The organism is Citrobacter freundii ATCC 8090 = MTCC 1658 = NBRC 12681 (genome assembly GCF_011064845.1).
Lineage (GTDB): Bacteria > Pseudomonadota > Gammaproteobacteria > Enterobacterales > Enterobacteriaceae > Citrobacter > Citrobacter freundii.
The window spans coordinates 2,367,360-2,387,679 of record NZ_CP049015.1 but is presented as its reverse complement, the minus strand read 5'-3'; the positions used below and the strand labels follow the sequence as shown (position 1 = coordinate 2,387,679).

General features: G+C 49.7%; 21 protein-coding genes. 8 read left to right on the top strand and 13 right to left on the bottom strand.

Translation table 11 applies throughout. From position 1 onward, the window contains the following. Nucleotides 1–12 precede the first annotated feature (12 nt). Together marA and marB are read left to right on the top strand one after the other, a co-directional pair. Nucleotides 13–396, top strand: a complete 384-nt coding sequence (gene marA, locus G4551_RS11490) for an MDR efflux pump AcrAB transcriptional activator MarA (protein ID WP_003032424.1) — start codon at nt 13–15, stop codon at nt 394–396. Nucleotides 397–426: 30 nt separating this feature from the next. After that, on the top strand, nt 427–645 hold the full coding sequence (marB, locus tag G4551_RS11485; protein WP_003032422.1) for a multiple antibiotic resistance protein MarB: 219 nt from the start codon (nt 427–429) through the stop codon (nt 643–645). Nucleotides 646–675: 30 nt separating this feature from the next. Here the strand turns inward: marB and eamA are convergent, their stop codons facing one another. Further along, on the bottom strand, nt 676–1,575 hold the full coding sequence (eamA, locus tag G4551_RS11480; RefSeq protein ID WP_003836303.1) for an O-acetylserine/cysteine exporter: 900 nt from the start codon (nt 1,573–1,575) through the stop codon (nt 676–678). Between the two features lie 198 nt (nt 1,576–1,773). Between eamA and ydeE the strand changes: the two genes are divergently transcribed. After that, nucleotides 1,774–2,961, top strand: a complete 1,188-nt coding sequence (gene ydeE / locus G4551_RS11475; protein ID WP_003836304.1) for an efflux MFS transporter YdeE — start codon at nt 1,774–1,776, stop codon at nt 2,959–2,961. A gap of 43 nt (nt 2,962–3,004) precedes the next feature. Here the strand turns inward: ydeE and urtE are convergent, their stop codons facing one another. Genes urtE through urtA form a run of 5 tightly spaced genes read right to left on the bottom strand, consistent with a single transcriptional unit; the run spans nt 3,005 to nt 8,472 of the window. Beyond that, nucleotides 3,005–3,703, bottom strand: a complete 699-nt coding sequence (gene urtE / locus G4551_RS11470; RefSeq protein ID WP_003836305.1) for an urea ABC transporter ATP-binding subunit UrtE — start codon at nt 3,701–3,703, stop codon at nt 3,005–3,007. A 9-nt stretch (nt 3,704–3,712) separates the two neighbouring features. Further along, the gene (gene urtD / locus G4551_RS11465; RefSeq protein WP_003836306.1) at nt 3,713–4,510 is read right to left on the bottom strand and encodes an urea ABC transporter ATP-binding protein UrtD; all 798 of its coding nucleotides are present in this window, start codon (nt 4,508–4,510) and stop codon (nt 3,713–3,715) included. Beyond that, complete coding sequence (gene urtC / locus G4551_RS11460; protein WP_003836307.1) at nt 4,510–5,583, bottom strand: urea ABC transporter permease subunit UrtC; 1,074 nt, start codon at nt 5,581–5,583, stop codon at nt 4,510–4,512. Before urtC ends, urtD begins: the two co-directional genes overlap by 1 nt. Beyond that, nucleotides 5,583–7,157, bottom strand: coding sequence for an urea ABC transporter permease subunit UrtB (gene urtB, locus G4551_RS11455; protein ID WP_003836308.1), 1,575 nt, complete (start codon nt 7,155–7,157; stop codon nt 5,583–5,585). Before urtB ends, urtC begins: the two co-directional genes overlap by 1 nt. 43 nt (nt 7,158–7,200) lie before the next feature. After that, nucleotides 7,201–8,472: an urea ABC transporter substrate-binding protein gene (gene urtA / locus G4551_RS11450; protein ID WP_003032408.1), complete on the bottom strand. Its 1,272-nt coding sequence runs from the start codon at nt 8,470–8,472 to the stop codon at nt 7,201–7,203. A gap of 486 nt (nt 8,473–8,958) precedes the next feature. On the opposite strand from urtA, the gene mgtS reads away from it, so the two are divergent. After that, entirely contained in the window at nt 8,959–9,054 is a 96-nt protein-coding gene (gene mgtS / locus G4551_RS11445; protein ID WP_003032406.1) for a protein MgtS, read from the top strand. Between the two features lie 283 nt (nt 9,055–9,337). Here the strand turns inward: mgtS and G4551_RS11440 are convergent, their stop codons facing one another. The 3 genes from G4551_RS11440 to dcp all read right to left on the bottom strand — a co-directional run bounded on the left by G4551_RS11440 (nt 9,338) and on the right by dcp (nt 13,011). After that, a complete protein-coding gene (locus G4551_RS11440; RefSeq protein ID WP_003836309.1) occupies nt 9,338–10,264 on the bottom strand; it encodes a diguanylate cyclase in 927 nt (308 codons plus the stop codon). 197 nt (nt 10,265–10,461) lie between these two features. Beyond that, a complete protein-coding gene (locus G4551_RS11435) occupies nt 10,462–10,680 on the bottom strand; it encodes a hypothetical protein (RefSeq protein WP_003836310.1) in 219 nt (72 codons plus the stop codon). Between the two features lie 288 nt (nt 10,681–10,968). Continuing rightward, nucleotides 10,969–13,011: a peptidyl-dipeptidase Dcp gene (gene dcp, locus G4551_RS11430; protein ID WP_085951545.1), complete on the bottom strand. Its 2,043-nt coding sequence runs from the start codon at nt 13,009–13,011 to the stop codon at nt 10,969–10,971. Between the two features lie 140 nt (nt 13,012–13,151). On the opposite strand from dcp, the gene ydfG reads away from it, so the two are divergent. From ydfG to ydfZ, 3 genes are all read left to right on the top strand, one after another. Then, nucleotides 13,152–13,898: a bifunctional NADP-dependent 3-hydroxy acid dehydrogenase/3-hydroxypropionate dehydrogenase YdfG gene (gene ydfG, locus G4551_RS11425; protein ID WP_003032398.1), complete on the top strand. Its 747-nt coding sequence runs from the start codon at nt 13,152–13,154 to the stop codon at nt 13,896–13,898. Between the two features lie 86 nt (nt 13,899–13,984). After that, the gene (locus tag G4551_RS11420) at nt 13,985–14,671 is read left to right on the top strand and encodes a GntR family transcriptional regulator (protein WP_003032396.1); all 687 of its coding nucleotides are present in this window, start codon (nt 13,985–13,987) and stop codon (nt 14,669–14,671) included. Between the two features lie 191 nt (nt 14,672–14,862). Further along, nucleotides 14,863–15,066 (top strand): putative selenium delivery protein YdfZ, encoded by a 204-nt coding sequence (gene ydfZ, locus G4551_RS11415; protein ID WP_003032393.1) that lies wholly within the window; start codon nt 14,863–14,865, stop codon nt 15,064–15,066. A 75-nt stretch (nt 15,067–15,141) separates the two neighbouring features. On the opposite strand, the gene G4551_RS11410 is transcribed toward ydfZ, so the two are convergent. From G4551_RS11410 to G4551_RS11395, 4 genes are all read right to left on the bottom strand, one after another. Further along, nucleotides 15,142–16,608 (bottom strand): mannitol dehydrogenase family protein, encoded by a 1,467-nt coding sequence (locus G4551_RS11410; RefSeq protein WP_003836323.1) that lies wholly within the window; start codon nt 16,606–16,608, stop codon nt 15,142–15,144. A gap of 163 nt (nt 16,609–16,771) precedes the next feature. Next, nucleotides 16,772–18,106 carry an MFS transporter gene (locus tag G4551_RS11405; RefSeq protein WP_003836325.1) on the bottom strand — a complete coding sequence of 445 codons (1,335 nt, stop codon included), beginning with the start codon at nt 18,104–18,106 and terminating at the stop codon, nt 16,772–16,774. Between the two features lie 60 nt (nt 18,107–18,166). After that, nucleotides 18,167–19,381 (bottom strand): starvation-sensing protein RspA, encoded by a 1,215-nt coding sequence (gene rspA / locus G4551_RS11400; protein ID WP_003836327.1) that lies wholly within the window; start codon nt 19,379–19,381, stop codon nt 18,167–18,169. Nucleotides 19,382–19,488: 107 nt separating this feature from the next. Next, nucleotides 19,489–19,815 (bottom strand): YnfA family protein, encoded by a 327-nt coding sequence (locus G4551_RS11395; protein WP_003032384.1) that lies wholly within the window; start codon nt 19,813–19,815, stop codon nt 19,489–19,491. A 153-nt stretch (nt 19,816–19,968) separates the two neighbouring features. Here G4551_RS11395 and G4551_RS11390 point away from each other — a divergent pair, with 153 nt between their 5' ends. Beyond that, a complete protein-coding gene (locus tag G4551_RS11390) occupies nt 19,969–20,310 on the top strand; it encodes a DUF1283 family protein (protein ID WP_003032382.1) in 342 nt (113 codons plus the stop codon). Nucleotides 20,311–20,320 lie beyond the last annotated feature (10 nt).

Sequence of the window (20,320 nt, the reverse complement as noted above, 5' to 3'; positions counted from 1 at the left end):
AGAGGTATGACGATGTCCAGACGCAATACTGACACAATCACTATTCATAGCATTTTGGACTGGATCGAAAATAACCTTGAATCGCCGCTCTCACTGGAAAAAGTGTCTGAGCGTTCAGGTTACTCCAAATGGCACCTGCAACGGATGTTTAAAAAAGAAACCGGTCATTCACTGGGTCAATACATTCGCAGCCGTAAAATGACTGAAATAGCGCAAAAATTAAAAGAGAGTAACGAGCCCATTCTTTATCTGGCAGAGCGTTACGGTTTTGAGTCTCAGCAGACGCTGACCCGGACATTCAAAAACTATTTTGATGTTCCGCCGCACAAATACCGTATGACGAATATGCATGGCGAATCGCGCTATTTGCTTCCACTCAATCAATGTAATTGCTAATCGCCAGTTAACGACGTAACCGAGGAAATCATGAAACTTCTGTCTTATGCGATGCTGGCCCTGCTGTTTGTTGTTTCGGGTCAGAGCATGGCGGAACAGACCGCGCAACCTGCCACACAGAACAGTCGCGACGCGATGATTATGCCCCCTGCGCACGATCAGTCCCCGTTCGATTTTAATCATATGGGTGCAGGCAGCGACAAGTCCGACGAATTAGGTGTGCCTTATTACAATCTGCGCAACCTGTAATTATATTGCCCCGCAACTGCGGGGCTTTTTTTAGCCCCTCACCGACGCAACTTTACGCAACCGAAAACCAAACACATTGATATACAGCCCAGCCATGATCAGTAGCGCGCCAAGTAGCTGTAATCCGCTAAGCGTTTCGTCCAGCAGTACGGCCGCACTCGCCAGACCGACAACCGGCACCAACAGCGATAGCGGCGCTACCCGCCAGGTCTCATAGCGTCCGAGTAACGAACCCCAGATGCCATAACCCACAATAGTCGCCACAAACGCCAGATACACCAGTGACAAAATGGTTGTCATATCTATCGCCACCAGACTTTGGGCTATTTGCGTTGGGCCATCGAGAAGTAATGAGGCAAGGAAAAATGGAACAATGGGGATTAACGCGCTCCATACCACCAACGACATCACGGCCGGACGCGATGTATGCTGCATGATTTTTTTGTTAAAGATATTGCCGCAGGCCCAGCTTAGCGCCGCCGCCAGCGTCAGCATAAAACCGAGCATGCCAACATGCTGACCGTTCAGACTGGCTTCAATCAGCACCAGCACACCAAATACCGCCAGCGCAATTCCTACCAGCTGTTTACCCTGCAGACGTTCGCCAAAGGCGAATGCCCCCAGAATGATGGTGAAAAACGCCTGAGCCTGTAATACCAGAGAAGCTAACCCGGCAGGCATACCAAATTTGATGGCGCTGAAGAGAAACGCGAACTGTCCAAAACTAATTGTCAGGCCGTAGCCGAGTAAAAGCGAAAGCGGAATTTTCGGGCGGGCAACAAAAAAAATCGCCGGGAACGCCACCAACAAAAAGCGTAACCCTGCCAACATCAACGGCGGCATATTGTGCAAACCCACTTTAATGACAACAAAGTTCAGTCCCCAAACCACAACGACCAGTAACGCCAATAACCCGTCTTTACGCGACATACCACCGCCCCTGCAAATATTAAATTTTTGTAAACAAGTTAAAGTAACGGAAATCGTTGTACCGTAACAGATCATTAATTCAGGTAGGCCACACAGGGCATTTTCGGACAACTTATTGGGTGTACATCACACTTTTAGCATGCTATTTGTTTCTGATATCTAAAAAAAACATAACAACATGCATTGTCGGGCAGGAAAATGAATATCTCTCTGAGAAGGTCCACTCTCGCGTTACTTGCGTCATCTTTGTTATTAACCATTGGTCGTGGCGCCACGCTGCCATTTATGACGATTTACCTCAGTCGACAGTATCAACTGAGCGTCGACCTGATCGGTTATGCGATGACGGTTGCACTGACCATAGGCGTCGTCTTCAGCCTTGGCTTTGGTATTCTGGCCGACAAGTTCGATAAAAAACGCTATATGTTGCTGGCTATCTGCGGCTTTGCCTCCGGCTTTATTGCTATTCCGCTGGTGCATAACGTCGTGATAGTGGTTTTGCTCTTTGCCCTGATCAACTGCGCCTACTCCGTCTTCGCCACGGTGCTGAAAGCCTGGTTTGCCGATAACTTGTCTGCGACCAACAAAACGAAAATTTTCTCACTTAACTATACCGTGCTGAACATCGGCTGGACCGTTGGTCCGCCGCTGGGCACGCTGCTGGTTATGCAAAGCATTAACCTGCCGTTCTGGCTGGCTGCCGCCTGTTCTGCGCTACCTCTGGTGTTTATCCAGACGTGGGTAAAACGTTCACCGGCAACCGCAGAAGGTGTAAATGCCGCTGTTTGGTCCCCTTCAGTACTGCTGCGCGACAGAGCATTATTCTGGTTTACGCTGTCAGCATTTTTGGCATCATTCGTTGGCGGTGCCTTTGCATCCTGTATTTCGCAATACGTTATGGTGGTTGCAAACGGCGATTTTGCCGAGAAAGTGGTGGCAGTCGTCCTGCCCGTCAACGCCGCCATCGTAGTATCACTGCAATACGCACTTGGTCGCAGGCTCACCGCCACGAATATCCGCCCGTTAATGACATTGGGTACAGTCTTCTTTGTCGTTGGCCTGGTTGGTTTCGCTTTCTCCGGCAACAGTCTGTTGTTATGGGGAATTTCTGCTGCCTTTTTCACTATCGGCGAAGTCATCTACGCGCCGGGTGAATACATGCTTATCGACAACATCGCGCCAGCAGGTATGAAAGCCAGCTATTTTTCCGCCCAGTCGTTAGGCTGGCTTGGCGCAGCGGTTAACCCATTAGTCAGCGGCGTCATTTTAACCACATTGCCACCCTGGTCGCTGTTTGTGGCGCTGATAGTGGCGATCATTCTTGCCTGGGCGCTAATGATAAAAGGCATGCGCGCCAAACCCTGGGGCCAGACGGCGGTCTGCTAGTTATTATGTTCGCGACAGAGCCACAGTCGCTCTGTCGCATACCTCAGATAGCAACCAGTCCCCGAACGCCCTCGGCCTCCATATTTTTACCGTCGCCGCTTTGAATAATGCTGCCCCGCGACATCAACAGGTATTTGTCGGCGAGCTGCTCGGCAAAATCATAGAACTGCTCCACCAGCAAAATGGCCATATCGCCGCGATGCGCCAGTTGGGAAATCACCTGACCAATCTCTTTAATCACCGACGGCTGGATCCCCTCGGTAGGCTCATCAAGGATCAACAATTGTGGGCGACTTGCCAGTGCTCGTCCAATCGCCAGTTGCTGCTGCTGCCCGCCGGACAAATCTCCGCCCCGCCGATGCTTCATTTCCTGTAAAACCGGAAAGAGCGCGTAAATATCATCCGGCACATGTCGGGCCTCCGGTGCTGAAAAACGGGAAAGGCCGAGCAGCAGATTCTCTTCTACCGTCAAACGCGGAAAAATATCACGCCCCTGCGGGACATATGCCACACCGGCCCTGACCCGCTGATGCGGCTTCCATTGAGTGACATTTTTCTCCTGCCAGAGCACACTTCCGCTGCGGGCCGGAATAAGCCCCATCAGACACTTAAGTAGCGTTGTTTTCCCCACGCCGTTACGCCCCAGCAGACATGTCACCTCACCGATACGCGCTTCAAAGTTCACCCCGCGTAGAATATGGCTGCCACCATAATATTGATTGAGTTCTTTCACCTGCAGCATCTGCACTCCTTAACGCCCGAGATAAACTTCAATAACCTGCTCGTTGGCCTGCACTTCACGCAGACTCCCCTGAGCCAGGACACGTCCTTGATGTAATACTGTGACGCGATCTGCGATGGTTTCGACAAATCCCATATCGTGCTCAACAACCATCAGAGAGTGCTTACCGGCAAGCTGGCGAAACAGCTCCGCCGTGTATTCCGTTTCCGCATCCGTCATCCCCGCCGCGGGTTCATCCAGTAGCAGTAAATGCGGCTCCTGTACCAGCAGCATGCCAATTTCGAGAAACTGTTTTTGCCCATGCGAAAGCAGACCGGCGCGGCGGGTCCGCTCATTACCCAGCCGCAACAGCGCCAGTACTTCATCAATACGATCCCGCTGTTCGCCTGAGAGTCGTGCCCGTAGAGAACCCCAGACAGATTTATCATTTTTCAGCGCCAGCTCCAGGTTCTCTTCCACCGTTAATGCTTCAAATACCGTGGGCTTTTGAAATTTCCGTCCAATCCCCTGACGCGCAATGGCAATGGGATCCAGCGTCGTTAAGTCGGTCGACTGATCGTATATCGCACGACCACTTTGCGGCCTGGTTTTGCCGGTAATGACATCCATTAACGTCGTTTTTCCGGCGCCGTTGGGCCCGATGATGCAACGCAGTTCCCCAACCCCAATATTGAGCGTGAGATCGGTTAGCGCCTGAAATCCATCGAAGTTAACGTTAATTTTTTCCAGCTGTAGCACCGGATCAGTCTGGTTGCGAAACCGATCCCCCGGCATCTGGCGAGTAAATAGCCCTTCATCTGGTTGCATTATTTGTCTCCCTTGCGAAACAGACCAATTACCCCTCGGGGTAAAAACAGCGTAACGCCAATAAAGATCAGGCCAAGAAACAGCTGCCAGTATTCCGGCATAATCACCGTAAACAGGCTTTTCGCACCGTTCACCAACACGGCGCCGAATACCGGGCCGATCAGGGTTCCACGTCCGCCGAGGGCAACCCAAATCGCCGCTTCAATCGAGTTGGTCGGCGACATTTCGCTGGGGTTAATGATCCCCACCTGCGGAACATACAGCGCCCCTGCCAGGCCGCACAGTACAGCGGAAAGCGTCCACACCAGTAACTTGAAACCTTTCGGATCGTAACCACAGAACATCAGACGGTTCTCTGTATCCCGCACGGCAGTCAAAATACGACCGAACTTACTGCGGGCCAGCGCCAGTCCTAGCCATAATGCCAGCACCAGCAGCATGACCGTCGCCAGAAACAGCGCGATACGGGTTGAGGTGGCGGTTACCGGGAATCCCAGAATGGTGGTAAAGCCGGTAAAACCGTTATTTCCCCCAAAACCCGTTTCGTTGCGAAAAAACAGCAGCATTCCTGCGAAAGTCAGGGCCTGGGTCATGATGGAGAAATAGACCCCTTTGATTTTTGACCGAAAGGCAAACCAACCAAATACCAGCGCCAGCAGGCCAGGAACCAGAACAACCAGCAGTAGCGCCCAGATAAAATGTTGCGTCCCCCACCAAAACCACGGCAGCTCGCTCCACGACAGGAATGACATGAAGGCCGGTAATCCTTCGCCAGAGGCCTGGCGCATCAGGTACATTCCCATCGCATACCCTCCCAGCGCAAAGAAAATACCGTGTCCCAGCGAGAGCATGCCGGCATAGCCCCACACCAGATCCAGCGCGACCGCGACAATGGCATAACAGAGAATTTTCCCGGCCAGCGTTAGCGTCCACACCGATATAGCCAGCGGATGGTCCGCAGGTAACAGCGCAAGAAACGGCAGAGTAATCAACGCCAGCAATAACCCCAGCCCCAGGATGCGCGTCGCGCGTGGCGCTTTACGCGCCAGCGTTAATGTCATTGGCATCGTCATCAGTCAATAACCCTCCCTTTTAGCGCGAACAACCCCTGCGGACGTTTCTGAATAAACAGAATAATCAGCACCAGAATCATGATTTTGCCTAGAACCGCCCCCACCTGAGGCTCCAGAATTTTATTGAAGATCCCCAGTCCAAACGCCGCGGCCACGCTCCCGGCGAGTTGTCCCACGCCGCCCAGCACCACAACCAGAAACGAATCGATAATGTAGCTTTGCCCCAATTCGGGTCCTACGTTGCCCAACTGCGAGAGCGCTACGCCCCCCAGCCCGGCAATGCCTGAACCAAGGCCAAAGGCCAGCATATCGACGCGTCCGGTAGGTACGCCGCAGCAGGCCGCCATATTGCGATTTTGCGTCACGGCACGTACGCGCAGCCCCAGACGCGTTTTATTCAACAACAGCCAGGTGAAAAACAGCACCAGAATGGCAAAGCCAAGCACCACAATTCGGTTCCACGGTAAAATCAGATTGGCATAAACCTGAATCCCCCCTGAAAGCCATGCCGGATTGGCGACTTCCAGGTTTTGCGCGCCGAAGGACATACGCACCAACTGGATGAGCATCAGGCTGATCCCCCAGGTAGCCAGCAGCGTTTCGAGAGGACGCCCGTATAAATGGCGGATCACCCCGCGCTCAAGCAGCATTCCTACCGCTGCGGTAAGTAAAAAGGCAACCGGCAGCGCAATAACCGGATACCAGGCTAGCCATTGCGGGAAAAACTGGCTCATCAGTTGTTGTACCATCCAGGTACAGTAAGCCCCGAGCATTAACATCTCGCCATGCGCCATATTAATGACGCCAAGTAATCCATAGGTTATAGCCAGACCCAATGCCGCCAGCAGCAAAATAGAACCCAGCGATAGCCCCATAAAGGCCTGTCCAAGAAGGTCCCCAACCTTCATACGATGTGCGATGGAATTCAGGCTTTCGCCAGCGGCAGCACGCACGCGGGTATCGGGTTCATGTTCAGCCCGGGTGAATGGTTGCAGGCGCGCCTGAGTTTCAGGATCATTTGACGCCCCTAATAGTTCGATTGCCTGACGTCTGACCTCCGGCGAGGAACTGTTCAGCTGCAGATTTGCCAGTGCAATAGCCAGCGCGGATTTCACATCACCATTTGACTCCTGAGCCAGTCGTTGCTGTAAAAACGGCAGCATACCCGGCTGTGCCTCACGCTGTAATGTACGAGCTGCCTCTAACCTTAATGTGACACTGTCACTTAAAAGCTGATGAACGGCCTGCGTTCCGGCAACCAGATTGCGCAGACGGTTAGTCAGGCGAATTTTTTTTAGCTCGCCGTTTGGGGTTGTCGCTGTTCCTAACGGTTGTGCGTGCGAGCCGTTCATGATGAAGGTATTTTTCGCGTTATCAGTCAGCAGATTCTCCTCGCGCAACGCGCTGAGCAGCGGGATGCGCTGAACATCGGGATTCACCGCCCATTGTTCAAGCAAGGCGGCCTGCTGAGTTCGATTTGCGGCTGTAAAAGTATCGGCATCTGATGCCTGCGCTATCCACGGCAAAAACCACGTCAGCAACAACACACCACGAATAAAGCGCATAACTTTCATGAGCATTCTCCAAAGCGTTACCCTCCCGCAGGAGGGCACACGATCAGTTGCTGGCGGTTTTAACAGGCTGTTCAGATTTTTTATCATTACCAGCGATGTACGGACTCCATGGCTGGGCGCGGACCGGCTCATCGGTTTGCCATACCACGTTAAACTGGCCATTGCCCTCAATCTCGCCAATCATGACGGGTTTATGCAGGTGATGGTTGGTCGCATCCATGGTCAGGGTAAAGCCTGATGGCGCAGCGAAGGATTGCCCCGCCATTGCAGCGCGAACTTTATCCACATCGGTCGTTCCGGCTTTTTCTACCGCCTGCGCCCACATATGGAGGCCAACATACGTAGCTTCCATGGGGTCGTTTGTCACCACCGATTCAGCATTTGGTAATTTGTGCGCTTTGGCATACGCCCGGTAATCCGCGACAAACTTCTTGTTGGCAGCGTTATCGACGGACTCAAAGTAGTTCCAGGCTGCAAGGTTGCCCACCAGCGGTTTGGTATCAATACCGCGTAACTCCTCCTCACCCACGGAGAATGCCACCACAGGAACATCGGTAGCTTTCAGGCCCTGGTTGGCCAACTCTTTATAGAATGGAACGTTAGAATCGCCGTTGATGGTTGATACCACCGCCGTTTTTCCCCCTGCAGCGAATTTTTTAATACTGGCGACAATGGTCTGGTAATCGCTGTGTCCGAAAGGGGTGTACACCTCTTCGATGTCTTTATCGGCAACTCCTTTTGAGTGCAAAAAGGCGCGTAAAATTTTGTTGGTCGTACGCGGATAAACATAATCCGTGCCCAGCAGGAAGAAACGTTTCGCACTGCCGCCGTCCTCACTCATCAGATACTCAACCGCCGGGATCGCCTGTTGATTTGGCGCTGCGCCGGTATAGAAGACGTTAGGCGACATCTCCTCACCTTCATATTGCACTGGGTAAAACAGCAGACCGTTCAATTCTTCAAATACTGGTAGAACCGATTTACGCGAAACCGATGTCCAGCAGCCAAAAACTGCCGCTACCTTATCCTGACTCAGCAACTGCCTTGCTTTTTCAGCAAATAAGGGCCAGTTCGAGGCTGGGTCAACCACCACCGGTTCCAGCTTTTTACCCAACACACCGCCCTGAGCATTAATTTCATCGATGGTCATCAACGCCACATCTTTTAGCGGCGTTTCGGATATGGCCATCGTGCCGGATAAAGAATGCATGATGCCAACCTTGATGGTGTCGGCTGCCTGAACGCTAAAACTCACGCCCATTGCTACAACAGAGGCAGAAAGTGCAAAAGCTTTTAAAAATGTACGACGCTGCATAGTTTCACTCCTGAAATTAAACTTGCTGAAAGCTCCGGTGCAGCCGGGCAGACAAAACGGTGCAAATTAAAGGTGTTCAGAAGTGATAAGGCAAAAACGATGCCAGATATTAAAACATCATATAAAATCAATAAATTAGCATCTCGCGCACAAAAATCAGTATTACATTTTCCCACCAAACGGGTTAATCAAAGGAAAAATTGAACCACCATGAGACAACTCTGCATTATAAACGTGCAACAATCTGTGTCAGCAGCACACTGTCATAGCAGCGTCTCAGGGTTTAAAAACAGGATTATTTGTGCGCAGATAAATGTGTCTCGTCACTATTATTTATTTTATTCGACGTGCTCATGTCAAAAATTTACTTTTCAGCCGAAATAATCACACAGTTCAGCCTTTGTTTAAGATTGAATTGCTACTATAGTCATAAGCGAGGTGAACTTAAGGTAAGAGAGGAAACTCACAGATAAAGGAGCATTTACTATGCTGGGTAATATGAATATTTTTATGGCTGTTCTGGGAATTATTTTATTTTCCGGTTTCTTGGCCGCGTATTTTAGCCACAGATGGGATGATTGATGAACGGAGATAGTCCTGCACCGACCCGGCCCCTTGTTGCGTAGCTGCACAAGGGGCCATTTTTTTGCCCAAATCGCGCTCGTGGTACCTTTTTCCTGATTTACAGATAAAAAAAACCGCCGGATAAACCAGCGGTAAATGCTTGCATGGATAGATTTGTGTTTTGCTTTTATACGCTATCTGGCAATTCCCTGCGAAGATAACGGATAGTCAGCTAACCTATCATCAACAACCCCAATGAAAGTTAAACGAAACGCAACTACCTCAAAGCGTTTTCGAAAACTCACGCACTGAGGGGATACGAGGTCCCGTCATTGGTGTCCACCAACGCGATCTGCTCATTTTCATCCATAAACATACAGCGATTTCTGCCGGTCTGTTTCCCCTGATACATCGCCCTGTCAGCCCGACCAAGCGCGGTATCCAGCGTTTCACCCGGTTGAACCCGGGTTATGCCAGCCGTTACCGTGATAGCGATCTCTCCATCAGAGTAGGGAATTTTTTTCTGACCAATCAAACGACAAAGTCTCAAACCCGCCTGGCATGCCTGCTCGTCCGTTTTTGTTCTGATGATGATAATGAACTCTTCTCCACCGTAGCGGTACGCCACCTCATCATATCGCGTCCATGACAATAAATTTGATGCCAGAGCCCGCAATACAACGTCACCAACCAAATGGCCGTAGGTGTCGTTAACGTATTTAAAACGATCGATATCTAACAACAATATATAGAGATTAAGCGGTTCGGCATCGAGCAACTGCCGCTCAAAAGACTCATCGAGCATTCTTCTGCCAGGTAAACCTGTTAATACATCGATATTACTGCGGATATTCAATAAATATATTTTGTAGTCCATTACAGATGAGGTAAATGCCAGCAGCGCGTCCTGGAAACTGTCGAAATGCCATGGATGGCTACGTTTCTCCACTATAGCCAATAGCAACTCCTTGCCTAATAAATGCATCTTTTCGTGGGTGGCATTTATCTTGCTAACGTAACTACAATCATCCTCATTGTACCGCGATTGATTATTAAGCCACTGTCCAAATCGACAAATACAATGCGAGTTTTCACCCACAATATCTGGCTGTGTAACATCTGAAGACACCACGCAGCGGAACATTGTCACTAACCATTTGTAGTGGGCATCAATGGACTTGTTCAACTCAATCAAAATTGCATCTATTTCCTTCGTATTTCTCATCATCACGTTCTCTCTCCCTGTTCGAGCGTTTCTGATGGAATTATCTTAACGATAAAAAAGAAAATTTATGTAAATTTTTTAATAGTAATTAATAAGCCGCGATTAACAATAGCATTGCGCTATGCCACTGGTCGCGGCATAGCGAGTATCGCCGACTCAGTTCATACCTGGCTCAAATTGGTCGCGGTTCATTGAGCCTTTTATTTTCGCGGATAGATAAAAACCGATAAGAAAGCTGATGTGTATGCCTTAAGCTTTTTATAGCTATGAATGTCCAGTGTCAGTGATGCTACCGTCAGAGTTGTTACGGTCAGGATAAAAATTACAATATCCTCTGCTGTCGCCAGTGGCCAATTCTCAAAGTAGGTTTGCAGACTGTTAAGGACGATTTTATCAACAAGTTCTGTACGTTCAGGCATGTTTAAGACCTCTATGAAGTTCAATGTTTTGGAACAATGATTGTCGCACAGAGTAAAAGTAACTTTTTCCGGTAAGGACGTTAAATTGCAGGGTTCTTTTCTTAGATAATTCAAATAAACGGGCATCACATCCGATTGTTGATGCGCGAAGCGACAGTAAGCAGCAGGCCGGATGGCGCTTCGCTATCCGGCCTGCTGCGTAATTCCCTTTTCATCACAATGATGAATTTATCGGCATCATTCTGTTTAACTAAGCTGAATTGAGGACTTTCCCCCTCTGAACAAACCTTACGCGCTCAAACCACGATGTTCCAGCATCGACTCCATTCGTGGTTCTCGTCCACTCCACTGGCGATAGAGTTCAGCTAAATCAGTGCTATTTCCGCGGGACAAAATCGCTTCGCGGAATTTCTGCCCGTTTTCACGGGTTAATCCGCCCTGCTCTACAAACCACTGATAGCCGTCATCGGCCAGCATTTGCGTCCACAGATAGGCGTAATAACCCGCGGCATAACCGCCGCCGAAGATATGGGCAAAATAACTGCTGCGATAACGTGGTGGCACGGCCTTGAGATCCAAACCTTCTGCTGCCAGCGCCTGTTGTTCAAATTGATCGACCGAAAGAGATAACGCGTTATTTTCCAGACCGTGCCAGCGCATATCCAGCAATGCAGCACTGAGCAGTTCGGTCATGTCGTAACCTTTGTTAAACAGGCTGGCCTGCTGCATTTTATCTCGCAACGCCTGCGGCATTTGCTCCCCAGTAACAACATGACGAGCAAAACGGGCAAAGACCTGCGGATGACTCGCCCAGTGTTCGTTAATCTGCGAAGGAAATTCAACAAAATCACGCGGAGTGTTGGTCCCTGAAAGCGTGGCGTAACGCTGAGTGGCGAACAGACCGTGCAACGTGTGCCCAAACTCATGAAATAACGTAATAACATCATCCCACAATAACAATGCAGGCTGACCTTTTGCCGGTTTTTGATAATTACACACGTTGTAAATAACCGGCCGGGTTTCATTGAGTTGCGATTGCTCAACAAAATTGCCCATCCAGGCACCACCGCTTTTCGATTCCCGGGCAAAGAAATCGCCGTAAAATAACGCCAGACCTACGCCATCGTGATCAAATATTTCCCATACCCTAACATCCGGGTGATAAACAGGAATGTCGAACCGTTCTATAAATTTTATGCCAAAGAGTTGATTGGCCGTCCAGAAAACGCCTTCGTTCAGCACCGTATCAAGGGCAAAGTAAGGTTTGAGCTGCGCCTCATCCAGAGCATATTTCTCACGACGAACCTGCTCAGCATAAAATGCCCAGTCCCAGGCCTCGACGTTAAATTGCCCCTGTTCGTGATTGATAACATTCTGGATTTCGGCCTGTTCATCTAATGCCCGAGCTCGCGCGGCAGGAACAATCGCCCGCATGAAAGTCAGTGCAGCTTCCGGTGTTTTTGCCATCTGGTCGGCAATTTTCCATGCAGCGTAATTGGCAAAACCGAGTAGTTTCGCCTGCTGCATCCGGATCTCGACCAGTCGCTGAATAATAGCCCGAGTATCGTTAGCGTCATTGTTTTCTGCTCTCTTCCATGCGCGGGTGAACAGACTTTCACGGGTATGGCGATCGCGTAACGCCGCAAGCGCCGGTTGCTGAGTCGTGTTCAATAGCGGGATAACCCAACGCGCGTCGAGCCCTTTCTCCCTTGCAGCTTCAGCGGCAACGGCAATTTCCTCAGCGCTGAGTCCCTCCAGATAACGTGCTTCATCCACCACCAGAGCACCGGACTTGTTCGCTGCCAGCAGCCGTTGGTTAAACTGGCTGGTCAGCGTGGCGGACTCTGTATTGAGCGCTTTAAGGTTCGCTTTATCAGTCTCATTCAGACATGCGCCGGCCAGTACAAAACGCTGGTGGATGACCTCCAGCAAGCGTAATGATTCGCTTTCCAGCCTCAGAGAACCTCTCCGTTGCCAGACAGCGTCAACGCGCGAGAAGAGTGATTCATTGAGATAGATATCATTGGCAAGGCTCGCCAGTTCCGCGGAAAACTCTTCGTCAAGGTGCTGTAGTTCATCGTTGGTGTGCGCCGCCGTCATCGCGAAGAAAACGCTGGTTACGCGTGTCAACAAAGCGCCGCTTTGTTCAAGCGCCAGCAACGTATTGGCAAAATCAGGGGATAGCGGGTTTTGCACAATCGCCTCGATCTCTGCACGTTTTTGCCGCACGCCTTCATCGAACGCTGGGCGATAGTGCTGCACCTCTATCTGATCAAACTGCGGGGCCTGATACGGCAACGTGCTGTGACTTAAAAAAGGATTCGTTAACAACATCTTTCACTCCTGAAAACGATTTGTTTACCAGAGTAGACTTCCCTGGAATCAACCGCAATCGCGTTACGCAGGAATAGCTCTGAACGGAAATGACGTGCTATGGTAGTACTACATAAAAAGCGTTGAGGAACAGTGAGATGATCGTTTTAGTAACCGGAGCAACCGCAGGTTTTGGTGAGTGCATTACGCGTCGTTTTATTGAGAATGGGCATAAAGTTATTGCCACCGGACGCCGCCAGGAGCGCCTGCAGGAACTGAAAGAGGAATTGGGTGACCGCCTCTATACCGCGCAACTGGACGTACGTAATCGTGCATCAATTGAAGAGATGCTGGACGCCCTCCCTGCTGAATGGCGCAATATTGATGTTCTGGTCAACAACGCAGGTCTGGCGCTGGGCCTTGAGCCTGCCCATAAGGCCAGCGTTGAAGACTGGGAAAATATGATCGACACCAACAACAAGGGGCTGGTTTATATGACCCGTGCCGTTCTGCCAGGCATGGTTGAACGCAACCGCGGTCATATTATCAATATCGGTTCTACAGCGGGCAGTTGGCCATACGCTGGCGGTAACGTCTACGGTGCGACCAAAGCATTTGTTCGCCAGTTTAGCCTGAATTTACGTACTGATTTACACGGCACTGCCATTCGCGTTACCGACATCGAACCGGGTCTGGTTGGCGGTACGGAATTCTCTAATGTCCGTTTCAAAGGTGATGATGCCAAAGCTGAAAAAGCCTACGAAAATACCACGGCGCTGACCCCGCAAGATGTCACAGAAGCGGTATGGTGGGTGGCTTCTTTACCGGCTCATGTCAATATCAACACCCTTGAAATGATGCCTGTCACACAGTCTTTTGCCGGGCTGAGTATTCATCGGAGCTAATTTATCTGCCCGGCCTTGCGCCGGGTATAGATAGCCTGAAAGAAGTGATAAAATATCCGGGTTAACTCTCTAAAAAGTAAGAATGAATGACCGTAGAAACGCAGCTCAACCCTACACAGCCAGTAAATCAACAGATTTACCGTATTCTTCGCCGTGATATCGTGCATTGTCTGATAGCACCCGGTACACCGCTGTCTGAGAAAGAGGTTTCCGTACGCTTTAATGTGTCACGCCAGCCGGTACGAGAAGCATTCATCAAACTGGCAGAAAACGGTCTGATTCAGATCCGCCCACAGCGTGGCAGCTATGTGAACAAGATTTCGCTGTCGCAGGTGCAAAATGGTTGTTTTGTCCGCCAGGCGATTGAATGTGCCGTGGTACGCCGCGCCGCATCGCTGATCAACGACCAACAGTGCTATCAGCTTGAACAAAATTTGCATCAGCAGCGCATAGCAATTGACCGAAAACAGATCAATGATTTCTTCCAGCTTGATGATGAGTTTCATCAGAAACTGGCTTTAATCGCCGAGTGCCAACTCGCCTGGGATACCGTTGAGAATATAAAGGCTACAATTGACCGCGTTCGTTATATGAGCCTGGATCATATTTCCCCGCCTGAAATGCTGTTACGCCAGCATCACGATATCTTTGCCGCCCTTGAGAAACATGATGGCGATGCGGTCGAGCGCGCAATGATGCTCCATCTCCAGGAAATTGGTGAGTCCGTTCAGCTTATTCGTCAGGAAAATAGCGACTGGTTCAGCGAAGATTAATACTACGCTCGCCTCACACCGGGGTGAGTTTCTCCTGCGTTTTACCCTCTCCTGCATAACTGCATAAAAAAAGCTGTGATTTTGATCGAAAACAAAAAAAATCCTTAACGAGAAGCGTATTTATATTGCGCCCGTTACGTGGGACTAAAAGCCCACGGGCTTTGACGGTAAGTTGGAAAGGAGAAAACACCATGAAAACATACGATCGTAACCGTAACGCAATCACCACTGGCAGCCGCGTCATGATCAGCGACACCGGGCTCACAGGCCGCATTACAGCGATAGATACCGATGGCCTGACCGCTGAGCAGATTCGCCGCGGAAAAACAGTGGAAATCGAAGGGTGTGAAGGCAAATATGCCCCCCTCGAGCTGATTCGTTTAGGCATGAACTAATTGGTGTGAATGCCAGAAAAAACAGCGCCATCTGGCCCGTTGAAAGCCAGATGGCGACATAAAACATAATCTTCGTTACTTCAGTTTTGCTGCATACTTCGCAACCGTCGCCTTCGCCCCTTCAGCCAGTAAAGCAAGATATGCTTGTGTAACCTGGTTTTTGAACAATTCAACCTGCGGCAGTTCACGACCAAAGATAGCATCGATCGCCAGCAGCGCCCGAACGCGCTCTTCGCCCTCGTTACTGCTACGCACCGCATTCTGGATCACGGGCAACAGCGGATCGCTAATTTCAATCGCCTGGCCCTGCTCATCCACACCGCCGACGTAGCGCATCCAGCCGGCCACGCCCAGCGCCAGTAAATCAAAGTGACTGCCGTTTACAATGTGCCAACGAACGGAATCAAGCATACGCTGCGGCAATTTTTGGCTTCCGTCCATAGCAATCTGCCAGGTACGATGACGCAGTGCCGGGTTGCTGTAACGCTCAATTAACAGATCGGCATAACGCTGTAGATCAACACCTTTTACTTTCAGCGTGGGTGCTTGTTCCTGCAACATCAGCGCACGAGCTGCAAGACGATAGTTTTCATCGTCCATACAATCATTAATGTGTTGATAACCGGCCAGATAACCAAGATAAGCCAGGAAAGAGTGGCTGCCGTTGAGCATACGCAGTTTCATCTCTTCAAACGGAATGACATCTGCTACCAGCTCCGCTCCTGCCTTCTCCCATTCAGGACGACCGGAAACAAAGTTATCTTCGATAACCCACTGACGGAAAGGCTCACATGCCACACCTGCCGGGTCGCGTACGCCAGTGATGTGTTCAATTTTGTCCAGAGTCTCTGGGGTAACTGCCGGGACAATTCGGTCAACCATAGTCGACGGGAACGTCACATGTTGTTCGATCCACGCAGCCAGTTCTTCATCCACCGCTCTGGCATACGCGGTGACAACATTACGCATTACATGACCGTTTTCAGGCATGTTGTCGCAGGACATCACAGTAAAGGCGGCTAAACCTGCCGCTTTGCGGCGTGCCAAAGCCTCAACCACTACGCCTGGCGCAGTTTTTGGCTGTTTTGGGTTTTGCAGATCGGCGGCAATCATTGGATTGTCTAACATCAGTTCACCGGTCGCCGGGGAATGGCAGTATCCTTTCTCCGTTATGGTCAGGGAAACGATCGCGACTTGTGGTTCACACATCGCTGCCAGTACGCTTTCCAGACCATCAACCTGCGCATGCAATGCATTTTTCACCACGCCCACGACTCTCGCAGTCCAGGCATCAGCAGACATCTCTGCAACGGTATACAGATTATCTTGCTGTTTCAGATCGAAAATCTGCTGCTCGCCGCCAATCAGATTCACTTCGCAGTAGCCCCAGTCACTGCCGTGGTCTGCAGCCAAAATGTCAGCGTAAACCCCCTGATGTGCGCGGTGAAACGCGCCAAACCCCAGATGAACAATACGCGGAACCAGTTTTGTACGATCGTAGTCAGGAAGTGCAGCCTTTGCCGCTAAGAGCTTGTTTTGCATGGTACGGCCTACTTATAAATGAAATCAGGACTGTTCCAGAGTAACGCCTGTATGGTTGTATGTTTTGATTTGCATTAAGCTTTTTATGATTGGTATGACATCAATATCTAAGCTATATACCACCTGAAAGATGAATATGGCGGCACACTGCCGCCAAAGAAGATTAGTGTTTCTGCCACTGCTGGTATTCACGTTTTAGTCTCTGCGGCGCGGTTTCAGGCATCATTAACAAACCAATGACTGAGATGACGCCTAGTACAATCACGTAGGTTGCCAGTCCATAATAATGCCCACCAGTAACCTGCAGAATCTTCACAGCCACCAGCCCCAGGATCCCACTACCTATCAGCGATCCTAACTGCCAAATTAATGCAATACCGCTACAGCGAATGTGCGTAGGGAAAAGCTCCGGAAAATAAGAGGCCTGAGGCGCATAGCACATACTATGTCCAAAACTCAGAACCAGAATCATCACAAGCTGTGTTAGCCAGAAATTATCCTGATTAATTGCCAGGAAGAATGGAATAATCATAACAACCTGAAGAAGCGCACCCATAATATAGACGGGTTTACGCCCAATTCTGTCACACAGCGATCCCATTAGAGGTATGGCAACAATTTCTATTATCACTGCGACAATCATTGTCTCCATCAAGATATTTGCATCAAGATTATTTGCTTTACCGTAAGCAAGGACAATCACAGTAAACATAGCAAATGTGCAAGCTTCAATAAGCTTAGCGCACACTCCCTTAACAACAATACCAGGGAAATCACGAATGACTTCGACTAATGGTCGCGATTCTTCTGCTTTTGTCTCCCTAATCTGAGCAAAGACTGGTGACTCATCAATTTTTAAGCGGATAAACAGCCCAACAATAACCAGTAGCAGGCTTAACAGGAACGGTATACGCCACCCATAATCCATCATTGCCTCTGGAGAAAGCGTGGCATTCAACAACGCAAAGAGTGCCAAAGGCAGAAGGAAGCCAACCGGAGCGCCGATTTGAACCCAACTGGAGAAAAAACCACGATGCTTGGGTTCAGAGTATTCAGCAGTCATCAGTACTGCACCGGCTTGTTCACCTCCAACACCAAAGCCTTGTAATACACGAATAAAAATAAGTAAAGCTGGGGCCCATACACCTATTTTTTCGTATGTAGGTAACAAGCCAATACAGAATGTCCCTAAGCCAACGATTAATATCGTAATCACCAGAGCTTTTTTGCGTCCAACTTTATCGCCAATATGTCCAAAGACAATTCCGCCTAATGGTCTTGCGAGGAAACCAACAGCATAGGTAGCAAAAGCCGCGAGTGTACTAATTAACGGATCATCACTTGGGAAAAATAAATGGCCAAAAAAGAGTACAGCTGCTGTGCCATATGCAAAAAAATCATAATACTCAGCAGCAGTACCAATTGCGGATGCTGAAGCCACTCGGCGAATAATGGGCTTATTATCTACGTTGTTTTTAATATCGACTGAACTAACCATAAGTTTAACCTTCTGTAGGGTATTGGGTTAATCAACATCTTTCGTACGTAAAATTTATATTTACCAGTTCCACAGCGTGCCATCTTCCAGGCGAGCAACAGGCAGATATGCAGGTTCATACGGATATTTCGCCGCCAGTTTTTCGTCAAACTCGATCCCAAGGCCGGGTTTGTCTCCTGGGTGCATATAGCCGTTATCAAATGTCCAGTTATGTGGGAACACTTCCAGCATCTGCTCGGAATAGCCCATATATTCCTGTACGCCGAAGTTCGGCACCCACAGATCAAAATGCAGCGCGGCGGCCATGCACACAGGCGATAGATCGGAAGGTCCATGTGAACCGGTACGTACCTGATACAGCGACGCGAAATCAGCAATCCGGCGCATACCGGTGATACCACCTGCATGGGTGATGGTGGTGCGGATATAGTCGATCAATTGTTCTTCGATCAGCTGTTTGCAGTCCCAGATGCTATTGAACACTTCCCCTACCGCAATCGGCGTGACGGTATGCTGGCGGATCAGGCGGAAGCACTCCTGGTTTTCAGCTGGGGTTGGGTCTTCCATCCAGAACAGACGATATTGCTCAATGCTTTTGCCAAAACGGGCCGCTTCAATTGGCGTCAGACGGTGATGCATGTCGTGCAGGAGATGTTCGTTGAAACCGAATTTATCGCGCACGGCTTCAAACAGTTTTGGCGTGAAATCGAGATATTTCTCCGTTGACCATAACTGTTCTTCCGGCCATTGCCCTTTAGTGGCAGGTTCATAGGCCAGTCCTTTGCCTTTAGACATACCGTAAGTGGTTTTCATGCCCGGTACGCCACACTGCACGCGAATCGCTTTAAAACCCATTTCTTTATGACGCGCATAATCTTCCAGTACGTCATCAACAGTATGGCCAGTGGTGTGGCAATAAACCATAACTCCTTCACGAGAAGCACCGCCGAGTAACTGGTACAACGGCATATTGGCTGCTTTCGCTTTGATGTCCCACAATGCCATATCCACTGCGGAAATCGCCGACATGGTGACCGGCCCACGACGCCAGTACGCGCCTTTGTAGAAAAACTGCCAGATATCCTCAATACGATGCGCATCGCGACCAATAAGCTGCGGACACACGTGATCTTTCAGATACGACGCCACGGACAGCTCGCGTCCATTTAACGTGGCATCTCCCAGCCCGGTGATCCCATCTTCTGTCGTAATTTTCAACGTTACAAAATTACGCCCAGGACAGGTAACAAAAACATCAGCCCCAACAATCTTCATTTCTTATTCCCTACATCTGTTCTTGTGATGCATGAAATTTACTCAACTAAACTACTACCATACAAGTATAAAGATCAAAAAAACTCTGCTTGATCACAAAAAAGGCGCTATGCGCGCCCCCATCCAGCCACAATGATCAACATGCCGCACAACGCCACCAGCGCGCCAGACCAGTCATACAAACTGAGTTTTACACCATCGACAATGCGTAGCCATAGCAGCGCGGTCACCACGTAAACACCGCCATAGGCTGCGTATACACGCCCGCTGGCTGCCGGATGCAGTGTCAGCAACCAGACGAATAAAGCCAGTGACATCCCGGCGGGTATCAGCAACCAGGCTGTAGCCCCGCGCTTAAGCCAAAGCCAGGGTAAAAAGCAGCCAATGATTTCGCATAACGCGGTGACGAAAAAAAGAAATGTGGTCTTAAGCATTGATGTTATTCAGTTACCTTCGGTTTAACTATGATACGACAGAATCTCGTTAGCGTATCCATATCCACCGGGTGGGTATGCCCGCAAACCGGAATAGTGTAGAATTTAACCCTGTTTTATCGTTTTTACCCTTTCCCATAAAAGGAATTCGCCATGAAAATTACACTGACCAAACGCCTGTGCCTGACGGCTATGCTGACGCTGGCTGCGGCTGTGTACACCTCTTCCGCATTTGCTGAAACCAGTAAACTGGTCATTGAATCCGGGGACAGTGCGCAAAGTCGTCAACAAGCAGCAATGGAAAAGGAACAATGGAACGATACGCGTCAGCTTCGCCAGAAAGTCAACAAACGTGCAGAGAAAGAGTGGGACAAAGCCGATACAGCCTTTGATAGCCGTGATAAATGCGAACAGAGCGCTAATATTAATGCGTACTGGGAACCTAACACACTGCGCTGCCTTGACCGCCGTACTGGCCGCACCGTTGCCCCATAATTATTGCACT

Bases quoted from the DNA above. Each gene is read 5' to 3' on its own strand.
- mgtS (WP_003032406.1), top strand. From the start codon at position 8,959: ATGCTGGGTAATATGAATATTTTTATGGCTGTTCTGGGAATTATTTTA.
- G4551_RS11420 (WP_003032396.1), top strand. From the start codon at position 13,985: ATGACCGTAGAAACGCAGCTCAACCCTACACAGCCAGTAAATCAACAG.
- urtD (WP_003836306.1), bottom strand. From the start codon at position 4,510: ATGCAACCAGATGAAGGGCTATTTACTCGCCAGATGCCGGGGGATCGG.
- urtC (WP_003836307.1), bottom strand. From the start codon at position 5,583: ATGACGATGCCAATGACATTAACGCTGGCGCGTAAAGCGCCACGCGCG.
- ydfZ (WP_003032393.1), top strand. From the start codon at position 14,863: ATGAAAACATACGATCGTAACCGTAACGCAATCACCACTGGCAGCCGC.
- G4551_RS11405 (WP_003836325.1), bottom strand. From the start codon at position 18,106: ATGGTTAGTTCAGTCGATATTAAAAACAACGTAGATAATAAGCCCATT.
- marB (WP_003032422.1), top strand. From the start codon at position 427: ATGAAACTTCTGTCTTATGCGATGCTGGCCCTGCTGTTTGTTGTTTCG.
- ydfG (WP_003032398.1), top strand. From the start codon at position 13,152: ATGATCGTTTTAGTAACCGGAGCAACCGCAGGTTTTGGTGAGTGCATT.
- urtE (WP_003836305.1), bottom strand. From the start codon at position 3,703: ATGCTGCAGGTGAAAGAACTCAATCAATATTATGGTGGCAGCCATATT.
- marA (WP_003032424.1), top strand. From the start codon at position 13: ATGTCCAGACGCAATACTGACACAATCACTATTCATAGCATTTTGGAC.
- ydeE (WP_003836304.1), top strand. From the start codon at position 1,774: ATGAATATCTCTCTGAGAAGGTCCACTCTCGCGTTACTTGCGTCATCT.
- G4551_RS11435 (WP_003836310.1), bottom strand. From the start codon at position 10,680: ATGCCTGAACGTACAGAACTTGTTGATAAAATCGTCCTTAACAGTCTG.
- G4551_RS11390 (WP_003032382.1), top strand. From the start codon at position 19,969: ATGAAAATTACACTGACCAAACGCCTGTGCCTGACGGCTATGCTGACG.
- G4551_RS11395 (WP_003032384.1), bottom strand. From the start codon at position 19,815: ATGCTTAAGACCACATTTCTTTTTTTCGTCACCGCGTTATGCGAAATC.
- G4551_RS11410 (WP_003836323.1), bottom strand. From the start codon at position 16,608: ATGCAAAACAAGCTCTTAGCGGCAAAGGCTGCACTTCCTGACTACGAT.
- urtA (WP_003032408.1), bottom strand. From the start codon at position 8,472: ATGCAGCGTCGTACATTTTTAAAAGCTTTTGCACTTTCTGCCTCTGTT.
- rspA (WP_003836327.1), bottom strand. From the start codon at position 19,381: ATGAAGATTGTTGGGGCTGATGTTTTTGTTACCTGTCCTGGGCGTAAT.
- G4551_RS11440 (WP_003836309.1), bottom strand. From the start codon at position 10,264: ATGATGAGAAATACGAAGGAAATAGATGCAATTTTGATTGAGTTGAAC.
- urtB (WP_003836308.1), bottom strand. From the start codon at position 7,157: ATGAAAGTTATGCGCTTTATTCGTGGTGTGTTGTTGCTGACGTGGTTT.
- eamA (WP_003836303.1), bottom strand. From the start codon at position 1,575: ATGTCGCGTAAAGACGGGTTATTGGCGTTACTGGTCGTTGTGGTTTGG.